At 34.4% G+C, this 14,227-nt stretch carries 17 protein-coding genes; all 17 read left to right on the top strand.

Annotated features, from left to right (window positions below; genetic code table 11):
- Positions 1–196 precede the first annotated feature (196 nt).
- The 17 genes from OREMA_RS19245 (at position 197) to OREMA_RS0113065 (ending at position 14,227) form a co-directional block, all read left to right on the top strand.
- Entirely contained in the window at positions 197–520 is a 324-nt protein-coding gene (locus OREMA_RS19245; RefSeq protein WP_157280079.1) for an HNH endonuclease, read from the top strand.
- Positions 521–524: 4 nt separating this feature from the next.
- A complete protein-coding gene (locus OREMA_RS0113140) occupies positions 525–806 on the top strand; it encodes a hypothetical protein (protein ID WP_018249730.1) in 282 nt (93 codons plus the stop codon).
- Positions 807–897: 91 nt separating this feature from the next.
- Positions 898–1,212 carry a P27 family phage terminase small subunit gene (locus OREMA_RS0113135; protein ID WP_018249729.1) on the top strand — a complete coding sequence of 105 codons (315 nt, stop codon included), beginning with the start codon at positions 898–900 and terminating at the stop codon, positions 1,210–1,212.
- 37 nt (positions 1,213–1,249) lie between these two features.
- A complete protein-coding gene (locus OREMA_RS0113130; protein ID WP_018249728.1) occupies positions 1,250–2,890 on the top strand; it encodes a terminase TerL endonuclease subunit in 1,641 nt (546 codons plus the stop codon).
- A gap of 33 nt (positions 2,891–2,923) precedes the next feature.
- Positions 2,924–4,078 carry a phage portal protein gene (locus OREMA_RS0113125; RefSeq protein WP_018249727.1) on the top strand — a complete coding sequence of 385 codons (1,155 nt, stop codon included), beginning with the start codon at positions 2,924–2,926 and terminating at the stop codon, positions 4,076–4,078.
- On the top strand, positions 4,079–4,897 hold the full coding sequence (locus OREMA_RS0113120) for a head maturation protease, ClpP-related (RefSeq protein ID WP_018249726.1): 819 nt from the start codon (positions 4,079–4,081) through the stop codon (positions 4,895–4,897). It begins immediately after the preceding gene.
- A 2-nt stretch (positions 4,898–4,899) separates the two neighbouring features.
- On the top strand, positions 4,900–6,354 hold the full coding sequence (locus OREMA_RS0113115; protein WP_018249725.1) for a phage major capsid protein: 1,455 nt from the start codon (positions 4,900–4,902) through the stop codon (positions 6,352–6,354).
- A gap of 66 nt (positions 6,355–6,420) precedes the next feature.
- Complete coding sequence (locus OREMA_RS0113110) at positions 6,421–6,702, top strand: head-tail connector protein (RefSeq protein WP_018249724.1); 282 nt, start codon at positions 6,421–6,423, stop codon at positions 6,700–6,702.
- Positions 6,702–7,106: a phage head closure protein gene (locus OREMA_RS17825; RefSeq protein WP_018249723.1), complete on the top strand. Its 405-nt coding sequence runs from the start codon at positions 6,702–6,704 to the stop codon at positions 7,104–7,106. Before OREMA_RS0113110 ends, OREMA_RS17825 begins: the two co-directional genes overlap by 1 nt.
- Complete coding sequence (locus OREMA_RS0113100; RefSeq protein ID WP_018249722.1) at positions 7,090–7,485, top strand: HK97 gp10 family phage protein; 396 nt, start codon at positions 7,090–7,092, stop codon at positions 7,483–7,485. Before OREMA_RS17825 ends, OREMA_RS0113100 begins: the two co-directional genes overlap by 17 nt.
- Positions 7,486–7,710: a hypothetical protein gene (locus OREMA_RS0113095; protein ID WP_018249721.1), complete on the top strand. Its 225-nt coding sequence runs from the start codon at positions 7,486–7,488 to the stop codon at positions 7,708–7,710.
- Positions 7,711–8,025, top strand: a complete 315-nt coding sequence (locus OREMA_RS0113090) for a hypothetical protein (RefSeq protein ID WP_018249720.1) — start codon at positions 7,711–7,713, stop codon at positions 8,023–8,025. It begins immediately after the preceding gene.
- 13 nt (positions 8,026–8,038) lie between these two features.
- Positions 8,039–8,944, top strand: coding sequence for a major tail protein (locus OREMA_RS19130; RefSeq protein ID WP_018249719.1), 906 nt, complete (start codon positions 8,039–8,041; stop codon positions 8,942–8,944).
- A 14-nt stretch (positions 8,945–8,958) separates the two neighbouring features.
- Positions 8,959–9,375 (top strand): hypothetical protein, encoded by a 417-nt coding sequence (locus OREMA_RS0113080; protein ID WP_018249718.1) that lies wholly within the window; start codon positions 8,959–8,961, stop codon positions 9,373–9,375.
- Positions 9,311–9,553, top strand: a complete 243-nt coding sequence (locus OREMA_RS18895; RefSeq protein ID WP_157280078.1) for a hypothetical protein — start codon at positions 9,311–9,313, stop codon at positions 9,551–9,553. Before OREMA_RS0113080 ends, OREMA_RS18895 begins: the two co-directional genes overlap by 65 nt.
- 40 nt (positions 9,554–9,593) lie before the next feature.
- A complete protein-coding gene (locus OREMA_RS19060; protein ID WP_018249716.1) occupies positions 9,594–13,472 on the top strand; it encodes a hypothetical protein in 3,879 nt (1,292 codons plus the stop codon).
- Entirely contained in the window at positions 13,469–14,227 is a 759-nt protein-coding gene (locus tag OREMA_RS0113065) for a phage distal tail protein (protein ID WP_018249715.1), read from the top strand. Before OREMA_RS19060 ends, OREMA_RS0113065 begins: the two co-directional genes overlap by 4 nt.

Here is a 14,227-nt window from a genome sequence, read left to right as displayed (position 1 = left end):
TATTGAAGTGATGTTGAAGTCAAATTTCTAAAATCTGTGTTATACTATTAATATGAGAGCTATAGAGTTAAGCGTAGGGGTAGAGGAATGAGTTAATAAGCTCATGTTTAATACAAGAGTATAGATGAGAGGGGAAATGAGCACTTGGCGAGAGCTGGGTGTTTTTTATTTTTTGAGTATGGCCAAGAGGTGATAAATCATTCAATTACCCAAAGAATTATTAAAAGCAATTAAAGCCGGTAATGTAAGAAAGTTTTATAAGAGTGCAATTTGGCAAGCGGTTAGGAAACAAGTATTAATTAGGGATAATTATGAGTGCCAAAAGTGTAAGGAGAAAGGAAGATATTCTAAAGCTAATTGTGTTCATCACATCAAGCATTTAAGGGAGTTCCCTTTATTGGCTTTAGTATTGAGTAATTTAATTAGTCTTTGCAATGCTTGTCATAACCAAGAGCATCCAGAGAAGCTTAAGAAGTATAGAGCTGGCCAGAAGGAATATATTACAGAAGAAAGATGGTGATTGGATGGAAAAAGAGAAGCGTTTTGCAACAGTTGAATTCAGTGTTAGAGAGACTGTATTGTTCAATATTTTATTAGATAGATTCAAAACTTTTCTCAAAGATGCTAGGATTGATGAGGAAATAAGAGAAGAACATTACCAAGAACTTTTAGATGAATTTGAAGAATATAAGTTACAGTTTAATGAGTTAAAGAATGAGTTGGAAAAAGAGCTTGTTGAAGGCAAAGGTAATACTGATTTAAAACCAATAGGTTTATTGAATGATACCCCCGGGTCTAAAAAATGAAAATCCCTAGAATATAAGGGGACCGGAGAGGGGGACAAGACAAAAGAAATAAATCAAAAATCTCACATGAGGTGTGGGGGGGTGGGGTGTAGTGTCAAAGAGAGAAGAAATAAAAAAAGATTTGATCGATCAGTTAGATCGTAATGGGGTTCATGGTGAGCATTTTTTAGATTTGATTGAAGATTATATGGCTATGTGGGATATCAAGAATGAGTTAATCAAGGATATCAAAGAAAAAGGCGTTAGTGTTAAATATCAAAATGGTGAAAATCAATTTGGTTATAAAAAGAATGATTCTGTAATGAACCTGCATAAGACCAATAATCAAATGTTGAAAATCCTCAGCGACCTTGGTATCAAGCCTAGCCAACAAGAGAATTCAGAAAATATACCAATGGAAATGTAAAATTAATTTCTTACTGCGGAGGTGGTGAGTGATGTAAATGTACAAATACCACAAATATATTGATGAGTATATTAAGAAAATTAGAAATGGAGAAAGAGTATCTTCCAAAGAAATAAAGTTAGCTATGGATTATATAGAATCTAAATTAGATAATCCAGATGTAATGATCAAAGCTGATATGATAGATAAAGCTGTAGAACTAATAGAAAAATATTTTGAATTCAAGCTCCTAGACTGGGAGCTTTTTATTTTGGCATTGATTCATTGTTATTACAAAAGTGATGATACAGTAGTTTTTGATGAATATTTAATTATGATGGGCAGAGGAAATGGTAAAAATGGTTTTATTTCTCCTGTAATATGGTACCTGACTACTCATTATCATGGAGTTAAGGGGTACAATGTTGATATCATTGCTAACAACGAGGACCAAGCAAAAACTTCTTTCGATGATGTATATAATGTGCTAGAGGATACCTGGGATAAATCAAAGTACTTTTTCTATAAAACCAAACAGAAGATAACTAACTTGAAAACTAGTTCTTATATTAAGTACAACACTTCAAATGCACGAACAAAAGACGGTAAGAGATCTGCTTGTTTACTCTTTGATGAAATTCATGAGTATGAAGATTACGAAACTATAAAAGTTTTTACTTCTGGATTTGGTAAGAGGAAACATTCCAGGACTTTTTATATCACTACTGATGGATATGTCAGGGGTGGAGTTCTTGATGATCAGAAAGAGCTTGCTAAAAAAGTGTTGAGTGGAGAAATTAAAGATCTTGGACTATTACCTTTAATATATAAATTAGATAAAAAAGAAGAAGCCCAGGACATTGAAGCAATGGTTAAAGCTAATCCTTCATTGCCTTATTTCTCAAGTTTGAGAAAAGAGATAGAGAAGGATATGACTAAGATGAAGTACCAACCTCATAAAGCTCAAGATTATCTTACTAAAAGATGTAATTTGCCTGCTCAAGATAACTTTACAGTTGTTGCTCCTTGGGAAAAGATAATGGCTACTAATCAACCAATACCTTTTGAGCAGTTGAAAGGGTTAGAGTGTATTGGGTCAATAGATTATGCTCGTACAACTGACTTTGCCTCTTGTGGACTATTATTTAAGTATCAAGGAAAAAGGTATTATATTGAACATACTTTTGTATGCCATAAAGCATTAGAAATAGAAAGTAGACCTATTAAATTTCCAGTTCAGGAAATGGTAGATCGTGGACTGATTACAATCATAAGAAGGGATGCAATCAGTGCTGAAGATATGGCTAATTGGTTTTTAGAGCAAGCCAAACTATACAATATAAAAAATATAGTCTGTGATAGTTACAGAGCGAGCTTATTAAAGTCTAAGTTTACAGAGTTAGGATTGCCTCTTCAAGAAGTGCGTAGTGGTCCAATAACTCATGCTAAAGTGGCTCCTCTTGTTGAAAATATATTTTCAGAAGAAACTTTAGTATTTGGAGATAATCCAACTATGAGGTGGTATACAAATAACACTTGTATTGAGGTTGATAAAAAAGGTAATACAACTTATTTAAAGATTGAACCAAAGACTAGAAAAACTGATGGTTTCTTTGGTTTTATTCATGCTTTAACTCAAGACGATGATTTGCAAGAACAAAATAATAACTTTATAAGTTTAGATGTTTACACCTACTAATTAGGTGTTATTTTTATTTAAAGGGGGTGAATTATGGCGGTATGGGACTGGTTCTTAGGACTATTCAATAAGGATACTGGAACATTGGGGCTTGATGCTTATGTAGGAGAATTGGCAGGAGAAGTATTCTTTAAGGAATTAGCTGTACAGGCCTGTATTAATTTAATTGCTAATGCAGTGTCCAGAAGTGAGTTCCAAACCTTTGAAAATGGAAAAGAGGTTAAGAAAAACAATTATTATCTTTTTAATGTGGAGCCAAACCCAAACAAATCATCCTCTAAGTTTTGGCGAGATGTAGTATCGAAATTAATTAGAAACAATGAAGCTTTAGTAATACAGCAAGGGTATAACTTTTATGTAGCTGATGATTTTGAAGTTGAACCGTTTGCTTTCAAACCATATGTATATCACGATATAGTGATTGATGATCTTTCTTTAAGAAATTCATATATTGAACCTGATGTTTTTCATTTTGAATTGCATAATGAAAAAATTCAGAATGTGATTGAAGGTTTAAATAGATCGTATTCAAAGTTAATTGAAATCAGTCAAAAGAATTATAAAAAGAATAATTCAAGAAAATTAGGGGTTAAAGTACCGACTAAATATCCCCAGACTGATGAAGCTCAAGCTGATTTGAAAGCTTTATTTGAGAAAAAATTCAAAAAATTCTTTGAAGCTGAGGGAGAAGCTGTTGTTCCACTTACTAATGATATTGAAATAGATGAACTTTCTTCTAATATCGGGGTAAAGGGTGGAGCAGATAATAAGGAGATAAGGTCATTTATCAATGACATATTTGATTTTGTGGCTATAGCTCTTCAAATCCCTCCGCAATTAATTAAAGGGGAAATAGCAGATATTGAAAAGCTAATTGATTACTTTCTTACTTTTTGCATCAATCCTATAGCTGAGCTTATTACTGATGAAATAAATCGTAAGCTATATGGTAGAAAAGATTATCTTAATAGAACATACATGAAGGTTAACACTTCAATGATTAAAGCTGTCAATATTAAGGATATTGCTGGTTCACTAGAGATTTTATTAAGAATTGGAAGTTATACAGTTGATGATTGTTTGAAATCTCTTGGAATGGAACCAATTGGAACTGAGTGGAGTACAAAGAGGTTTATGACTAAGAATTATGAAGAAATCGAACAAAGAATTAAAAATGGAGGTGATTAGATGAAAAAAAGATTGTGGCAATTTAAACAAGCAACAGAGCAACCAGATGTATTAGAACTATACATCTATGATGATATAGAAAGTGATTACATGGATTGGTGGACTTGGAGTGTAGTCGAAAGTGAAACTTCTGCAAAATTCTTTAGAGAAGAATTAGCTAAATATCCAGATGCGAAACAGATTAACCTATATGTCAATAGTTATGGTGGTTCTGTATATGAAGCTATGGCTATTAGAAATCAATTAAAAAGACACCAAGCAACTATCACAGCTTATGTTGATGGGTTTGCGTGTTCAGCAGCTTCTTTCATTTTGACAGCCTGTGATGAAGTTAAGATGTATTCTAATACAATGCAAATGATTCATAATATGTGGGATGTTGTAGCTGGCAATGCTAATCAGCTAAGAAAAGCAGCTGATGACCTAGATAAATTAATGGAAGGTAATAGACAAGCTTACCTTGAGAAATCAGGTGGCAAAATAAGTGAAGAGGAACTTATCGAGTTATTAGATAATGAAACTTGGCTTACTGCCCAAGAGTGCTTGGATTATGGTTTAGCAGATGAAGTAATAGCTGAAGAAGCTGATTTAACAGAAGCTAAACAGTTGTTACAAAAAGCTAATAAGACATTAGAGCAACAGTTAAGTTATAGCAGGGCTTTATCTGCACAAATTAAACAATTAGCCCAGAAGCCAAAAGAGGCAGAACCAAAACCTGATCCTAAGCCTATCCCTAATGATAATAATGACCTAGAACCGCAAGAAAATAAACCAAAAAATTTATTTATGGCGTTATTCGCTAATAAGGAGGAAGATTAATTATGAAAAACATGGATAAAGTTTTGCAACAGAAAGCAGAAATTGCTAACAAGCTAAACCAAGCTATGAAAGATGGTGACGAAGAATCTTTTGCTCAGGCATTTACAGATTATACTGATATTCTCCAAGAAGCAGTTATGGCAGAAGCAAAGGGATTAGTTCAAGCAGCTGACAATCAAGTATTAGCCGGGAGAGGGGTTAGAGCCTTAACTAGCAAAGAAAATAAATTTTATCAAGCCTTTGGTGAGGTAATGGGGTCTTCAAATCCAAAACAAGCTATTACTGATGCTGATATGGATTTAGTGTTGCCTGAAACTGTTATTGAAGCAGTGTTTGATGATTTGACCGAAGAGCATCCTTTATTAGATGCAATTAATTTCATGCCAACAAGTGTACTTGTTAAAATGATTGTCAATGAGCAAGGTAGACAATTAGGTAAATGGGGTAAATTGACATCAGAAATAGTAAAAGAATTAACTGGTGGATTTAAAGAAATGGATTTAAGCCAGAAGAAACTTTCCGCATTTATTCCAGTTTCTAAATCTATGATTGATTTAGGTCCAGAATGGTTAGATAGATATATAAGAACAATTTTATCTGAAGCTATTGCAAACGGACTTGAAGATGGGATTATTAATGGTACAGGTTTAGAAGAACCTGTCGGAATGAGAAAAGACCCTAATTCTGCACTAGATCCAGCAGATGGTTTTCAATTGTTGCCTATCAACCCTCTTAATAAGATCGATACAGTTTCATATGGTAATATTCTTGCTGACTTGTCAAAATCTCCGAATGGATTAAACAGAAAGATTAGTCAGGTATTGTTATTAGTTAATCCGGTTGATTATTTTAGAAAGATTATGCCAGCCACTTCAATGAAAAGGGCAGATGGCACTTATGTTAATAATGTTTTCCCGTTCCCAACAAATCCTGTCCAATCGGTTCATATACCTGAAGGAGAAATTGTAATTGGTATTGGAAATCGTTATTTTATGGCACTAGGAACTTCAAAGGGCGGTAGAATTGAATATTCTGATGAATATCGTTTCTTAGAAGATGAAAGAGTATATTTAACTAAGCTCTATGGTAATGGTAAACCTCTTGACAGCGTATCATTTAAAAGGTTTGATATTTCTAATTTACAGTCTTATATTGATCAAGTGGAAGTAGTTAATATCGGTGATGCAAGATTAGCTGACTTAAACATTGGTAGTTTGGATTTAGATCCAACATTCAATAAGTCTACTCACTACTATACTGCTGCAACTACTGATGCTACTAATACTATTACAGCTACAACTATAGATGGAGAAGCTACAGTTGCAATTGATATAGATGGAACTGCTGTTGATAATGGTTCTGCTGCTACTTGGACTACTGGTGATAATACAGTTACAATTACAGTTACTCTTGGAGCAGAAACTGAAACTTATACTGTAGTTGTTACTAAATCATAATCATAAATAATTAAGGGGCTGGTTGATCCCAGTCTCTTTTAATTTGATTAAAAAGCAGGTGGCAAAATGACAGAGTTAGAGGAAATCAAAGAATACCTTAAGGTAACTTGGGAAGATGAAAATGAGCTAATCCAAGGAATGATAGACAGGAGCAAAGATTGGATTAATGAGCTAATGGGCGTGGAATTAGATTACACCCTAGATAATCAAGCTAAATCATTACTTTTTGATAGAGTCCGGTATGTCTATAATAATGCCTCAGAGTATTTTGAAGAGAACTATCAAAGAGAGTTATTAAGGTTACAACTTAAAACTGGTGTAGATCTGCTGCCAGAGGATGATGCATAATGATTAAATCTAAAAAAGAAGTTATGAAAGATTTAGCTTCTAAGCCACGCAGAAGAATAGTTATTCAAAAGAAAACTTCAAAAGATGAAAACGGTAATCCCATCACAGATAAATGGGGCAACCCAACTGAACAGTGGAGTGACTGGAGAACTATCTGGGCTGAAAGGTTAGAGCTATTTGGTGAGGAATATTATGCTGCTAAATCTCTTGGAGAAGAGCAGACTATCAAATTTAAAATTAGGTATGTAGTATTCCTGGAAGATCTTAATACTGTTGACTTTAGAATTATCTATAAAAACAAAGAGATATTTGACATTAAAGATACAGACCCCCTCAATGATGGTGGTATGTGGTTTATCATAAAGGCCGAGAAGAGTGGTGAATTAGATGGCTCGGACAGTTGATATTGATGATCTAGCAGATGCAATTGTTCAAGAAGTTAAGAATTATACTAATGACGTCTCACAAGGTATAGAAAAAGAAGCTAAAAAAACTGCTAATGAGGCTAAAAATGAGCTAAAGCAGACTTCTCCTCGTAGTGATAACGATGGAGAGCATTATGCTGATGGCTGGAGTAGAAAGAAAACTGGTCGAGGTGATGAAGTAGGTCACACAGTCTACAATAAGGAAAAACCTCAGTTGACACATCTTTTGGAGGGTGGTCACTTGAATAGGGATGGTTCAAGGACGCCAGGGCAAAAGCATATAGAACCTGTAGAGAAAAAATATAGTGAACTATTTGAGAAAAGAGTGGAGGAAATTATTAAGAAGGGTGGGAAATAGATGGAAATTATAATCAAGGATATAAACTTAAACCATGAACGTGTTAGAGATGGGAATAAAGAATATTTAAATTTCAGAACTGCTAATGTTTCATACACAGTAAAAACTAGATTCAACTCGTTTGATGGTAAATTTGAGTATTATGGTTCAGAGGATAATTTAAGTATTCCAACTCTAAAAGAAGAGATAGAAAAAGATTTAAAAAGAGAATTTGTAGGTGATTAAATGACTTACTTAGATTTGATTGATGCTATAAAAACATTAGGCTTACAATGTGCTTATAGAAAATTCAAAGAACCTACTTCTCCACCTTTTGCGGTAGTCCTTGAAAATGAAAGCGATGATCTATATGCAGACAACATCAACTACAAGAAGATAACTGACTGTAGTATAGAGTATTACAATACTATCAAACATCCTCCAACCGAGGAAGCGATAGAAGGCAAGTTAAAGGAATTAGGTTTATCTTATGGTAAGCGAGAAACTGATATTGAAAAAGAGGATATGATTCAAATTGTGTATGAAATTCAATTAATTTAAGGAGGAATAAATTATGAGTCAAAATAAAGTTAAATTTGGTCTTAAAAATGTGCATATAGCCCCAATCGGAGTATCGCAGACGATCAAGATAAAGGTGACTGATCCACCAAGTACAGATGGAGAAATTGGGTTAACAGTAACAGCAGATACTTTGCTAGGGGTTGATTCTCCTGCTGGTGTTGTAGTTCCTCTTGCCTCTGAAACTCACACGAATGTATCGAAGGTAGCATCTGCAATTGTTAACATCTTGAATGATGACGATATAATTTCTGGAACTTTTAGGGCTTGGCATGATGCAGGAAATGTCTATTTGGCTACAAAAGTGGCACAGGCTAATGATACTACGTTAGATGTTACTTTTGCTGATACAGGAACTACCGGAGCGACTATGGGAACTGCTCAAGATGTAGTAGATGGAACAACAGGATATGGAGTTCCTCGAAAAGTACCCGGGGCAGTCAATTTGTCGATGGATCCTGAAGGGGATAAGACAGAATTTTATGCAGACGATACTCGTTACTTTATCTATACTACTAATAACGGTTATTCTGGCGATTTAGAGATGGCCAATATTCCAGATGATATCTTAGTAGAAATACTAGGAATGATGAAAGATAATGATGGAATGTTAGTAGAATCAACTGAAGATGATTATAAAGCTTTCGCATTACTTTTTGAAGTGAGTGGAGATGAGAAAAATAGAAGAATGGTGTTTTATAGATGTGAACCAAGTAGACCAGGGCAAGAGGCTTCAACTAGAGAAGCTAGTGTCGACCCTCAAACTGATAGTATGCCTATTGACATGCTACCGACTGAGGGTGAAAATAGATATGTCAAAGGGGCTTTAGAATTATCAGATACTAATCAAGCTGCATATAATTCATTCTTTGATGCTGTAAAAATGCCGAATGTATCTTAAGGAGAGTGATATTGATGAAAATAGCAAAAATAGGAGAGAAAGAATTAGGGCTAAGGGCTACACCTTTAGCTCTTTTATATTATTCACAAGAGTTTAGTACTCAAGAGAAAAAAGCTAATTTGATTGAAGATCTGACTGATGTAATGGGGTTATTAGATGCCTTTGATGACTTTAATATCAAAAATGCTGATGAAAGCTTATTTGATAAGATTGATTTTATCAAACCGCTACAGATTGCTTGGGCTATGAACAAAGCTGATAACTATGGCAAATCATTCCCGCAGTTTGAAAAATGGCTTTTTGATTTAGGTGATATCTGTTTTGTGGATACAGATTTCTTGATTGAGGTGGTTGAGGAATCCCTCAATGGGTTTCCTGCCTTCAGAAGATCAAAGAAAAAGCAAGGAAAGGACCCAGAAACCGCAGAATGATAGAATAGATTTATTGCTACTCGATAATGGTAAAAAGATAGGACTTTCATTTGAAGAGATGAATGAAATGAGAGTCTGTGATTTGCTAGAGATGATTGAAATTGATATAGGTGGAGGTGTGCAGAACAGAAGTGCTCCTCCAGCGTCTCAGCGTGATATAGATAAATTATTTGCATAACCTTCCGGTTAACTCTGGAGGGTTATTTTTATATGAGGAGGTGAGTACAATAGCTAAAACAATTAGAGGTATTAATGTTAAAATTGGTTCTGATACTTCGGGACTGGGCAAGGCTTTAAAAGATGTTAATAAGAAGTCCAGAGACATTCGTTCAGAGTTAAGAAAGGTTGAAAGGTTACTTAAATTTAACCCTGGTGATACAGAACTATTAGCCCAAAAGCAGCAACTGCTAAACGATAGAGTAGCTAATACTTCTGAAAAATTGAGAAGGCTTAAATCAGTTCAAGAACAAGTTAATCAGCAATTTGAAGCTGGAGAAATCGGCGCTCAACAATATCGAGATTTTCAGAGGGAACTAATAAAGACCAATTCAAAATTAAAAACTTTTAAGCGACAACTTGAAGATTCTTCATCTTCTGGTATCGAATTAGGAAAAAATTTAGATAAATTAGAAAAGAAATTAAATGGTATTGGCAACTCATTATCAACTAAAATTACTGCTCCAGTATTAGGGGCATTTACAGCTCTTACAGAAGGGACTAGAGATTTTAGAAAAGAGTTATCAATATTAGAGAATAATACTGCTTCTGCTGGTGCTAATATAGATAATATGAGTAAGGCAATGGAACAGATGCAGGGCGTAACTGGAGAATTAGATAGCAATATAGAAGGATTGTCTAACTTGCTTGCTTCTGGTTTCAAAGGGGGCAAATTCCAGCAAGTATTAGATGAACTTTCTGGGGCTGCAATTAAATTCAAAGATACTTTGAAGTTTGAAAGTATAGCTGATGGATTGCAGGAAACTCTTGCAACTGGTAATGCAGTTGGACAATTCGGAGAATTACTTGAAAGATCTGGGATTCAATTAGATGTTTTCAATGCTGGTCTTCAAGAAGCAATTACTAATGGAACGGAACAAAATTATATATTACAAGCCTTAGCTGATACTGGGTTATCTCAAGTGTATAAGCAGTATAGAAAGAACAATGAAGAATTAGTCGAAGCTGCAGAGGCTAATTACAGAGTAAAACAGTCTTTTGCTGAAATCGGTCAGGAATTAGAGCCGATCATGACTAATATCAAAGAAGTCGTAGCAGAAACAGTCGGGGAATTCAATGAGCTAGATGAAAGTACAAAAGAATTGATAATCAAAGGCGCGGGAGTATCTGCAGCATTAGGACCAGTTGCTATTGTCCTTGGAGAGATCACAACGGCAGCTTCTATACTTATTCCTGTTATCGCAGGATTATCTGGTGCTTTTGCTCCTTTAGCGGTTGGTGGCGCTGCACTTGCTGGATTTATAGCCCTATGCGATTGGTTAAAGATCACAGAGGAAGAGACTCAAAAAGCTCTTAAAAAGACTAAAGATTTAGTAGGTGAATATGAGGATTTAACCGAAAAAGAGAAGCTGAATCGAGAAGAGAAAGAAAGATTAAGCGTTATAACAGAGAGATTAGCAATGAAATATCCAGAATTCATCGAGGGAATTGACTCAGAAACTGGGGCTCTTAAAGTTAATGTCAAAGAACTTGCAAAAAAAGTCAACCTGGAATGGATGTTGGCAAAAGTAAAGAAAAAGCAGAATGAACTAAAAGAAAAAGAACAGAGACTTGAAAGAAATGCTCCAGCTTTTGAAAGAAATGCAAAAGAATTAGAAAGAGCAATAGATTCTCAGATTAAATATGTAAGAGAACAATTTTCATTAGCTAGTGAAATGATAGGAGAGGAATTCGATAAGAATATATCTTTTGATGAAATATTAGAGAAAGTTAATAGCAAAGATTTTCAAGATAAATTAAAATTAAAACTTGCCGATCGAGGTCAAGCAGAATCTTTTTCTGTTTTCATGGAGAGTATCCAAGAAGTAATAAAAATGAAAGACCAATTAAATGAAGAAAAGATGTTCGAGAACAAAACTATCAAAAGCATTGATGAAACAAAAGATAAATTAAGCGAATTAGATAAGCTTATGAATAGTATGCAAAATGGTCTAATTTCTCCATCAGAAGCAGTTAATAAAATGAATGAAATCATGAAGAAGTCAAAAAATGTAGAAGAAGGAACTTCTGATAGATCAAGTAATGACAAAAAAGTCAAAAATCAAAAAGAAACTCAAAAAAAGTTATTAGCATTAGAAAAAGAATATCAAGACAAAATACTTCTTGAGAAAAAAGAAGGTCAAACCAAGGAACTAGAACAGATAAAACAATCTAGAGAAAAAGCAATTCAAGATGCCAAAGATCAAGCTAAAGAAGAAAAGGCCACAGAAGAAGAACTAAACCGAACTCTTTTAGCAATAAATGAACTTTACGACCTTAAAGAAAAAGAAGTAAAAGAAAAATACCTAAAGGAAGAATTTAAAACTAGAGTAGAACATGACAATAAATTGAGAAAACAGCGTGAGAAAAAGAATTCAGAAAGAATCAAAGCTGAATCTGAAGCATACCAAGCTGAAATTGAAGTAGGACAAAAGGCAGCAGAAAAGAAGAAAAAACTACTTGATAATCGAATGAAATATGATTACAAGCAAAATAAAATCAGTGCTGAAGATTATAAAAAATATCTTCAATCCAGATTATCAGAGTATAAGGAATATTCTGATGAATGGATAAGCACCAGAGAAAAGATAACAGAAATAGAGAAAGGCGAGATCGAGCAACAACAATCAGCTTGGGATGGATTCTTAGACAGATTAGAAGAAGGTAACTTAAGCAAAGCAGATCTAATTCAATCAACCTGGAAAATGGCTATTGATTCTATCAACGAATCATTGAGCACTACTAACGAAGAATTAGACAAGTTGGCTAATGCTGATATATCAAATTTAGTTGATAATTTCCAAAAATTTGGGAAAAGCACTGAAGGGACATGGAAAGCAATCGGATCAGCGGTTGGGACAATTGTTGGAAGTCCTGAGCTTGGCGAATTTGCTGCGGAAACGAATCTCAAAGTTTGGGATGAAATAAGTAGGCTGGGAGACAGAATTTTCGGAGGGGAAACATCTGCCGCTAATTGGAATAAGCAAGTCGGGCTTCTGAAAGAAGAATATCAAGATTTAGCGGGAGATCTAGTCGGTGATTTTGATTTGAATCTCCCAAGCTTAGCGGATTTGGTAGATGATGACATAGAAACTGTTACAAAGAAAATCAAAGATGGAGGATGGTTTCATTCTGACGATTGGGCCGAAGTGCTAAATTTCCCCGAATTCAAAGAAGCTTTCGACGAGCAGATTAAAAAAATCGAGGAAGAAATAGTTCCTAAATTACAGGATATTTTTTCTAATGTAAGTAATGGACTAAATAGTGCTTTTTCAGCTGATAGCTATACATCTTTCCTTAGTAGCTTTGGGAGTTCTCTTAAAGAGACTATCCTTAGCAATCTCAAAGAAGGATTCTTAGAATCACAAGCTATCCAACCGTTAATGAAAAAGTTGACAGGTACAATTTATGAAGCTACAAAAGACCAAGTCCTTGATGATAGCGAGAGAGAAGCAATCAAAACATTGTACGATCAGATAAGCAATGTGGCTGGGGACTTCTATACTGGATTACAGGAAATTGGTAATGATTTGAGTATAGATTTAGGGGTTGGTGATACAAGTAGTAGTTCTGGAGGTTCTCAAATCTCTGAAATTACAGGGTCTACTAGAGATCTCTTCACAGACTTATTAACCCCACTTGCTAATTTCCCAAGTTTGCTTAATATTAATGAAAGAATCTATAATCAACTTGTAGCAATGAGTCAAAATGGATTAGCTATAGCTGGAGCTGGTGGCTATGATGTGAGTGTTAGAATAGAGAATTTGAATGTAGAATCTCAATCTAACAGTAGTCAATCTATAGCAAGTGCTTCTGTAAGCGATATAGAATCAGCTATAGCAACTGCTATTGGCGATGGAAAGAGAGGCAGAGGTCAATGATTAAGTTGATTAATAGCAAGAATGAAGAAATGATACTCAATAGATACTTCTCCTTGAATGAGATCGAGTCAACAAAATCTATCAAGAGTCAAGAATTAGTCAGCAAAGATGGAGAAGAGTATCAAGGGAGCAAATACAATGCTAGGTCATTTGAGATTAAAGGTGCAATGATTAATACTACTGATTCTGAGCTATTAAGAGCAGAGGTTGATGAGTTGTACAATTTCCTTCAACATGAACCAATTAAGGTATATCGTAATAAAGATATAGATAGGTATATATCGGGATATATCAATTCCAATTCTAAGAATTGGCATCCTCTCGACAAATGGGTCAAGTTAGAATTTGAATTTCTAGCAGTTGACCCATTCTTCTATTCATCGGGAGAAACCAGAGGAGAAGCAATCAATAATATACTACACAATTTTCAAGTGGTTAATGATGGTAATATAGCGATTAATCCTACTCTGACTATTAATTTCAATTCTGCTACTACCACAGACCCTATAATCGCGAATTTAGAGAATGGCAATATAATCATTCTTAATGGTAATTTTGGAGCTGGTGATGAAGTTATAATTGATTGCGAGAGAATGATAGTCACCAAGAATGGCAGTAATGCTTTGAGTATAGTTAATGATGAGTTCTTGCTTGATAGTTTCAAGCTAGAAGCAGGAAGAAATGATATAGAATTTAGATGTGAGAATAGTGTTGATATGAGTTTAGTGCTATCTTACAAAAATAAATGGATATAG

Source organism: Orenia marismortui DSM 5156 (assembly GCF_000379025.1).
Classification (GTDB): Bacteria; Bacillota; Halanaerobiia; order Halobacteroidales; family Halobacteroidaceae; genus Orenia; species Orenia marismortui.
Note: the sequence above shows the minus strand (reverse complement) of the source record. Positions and strands in the feature narration are given on the sequence as shown.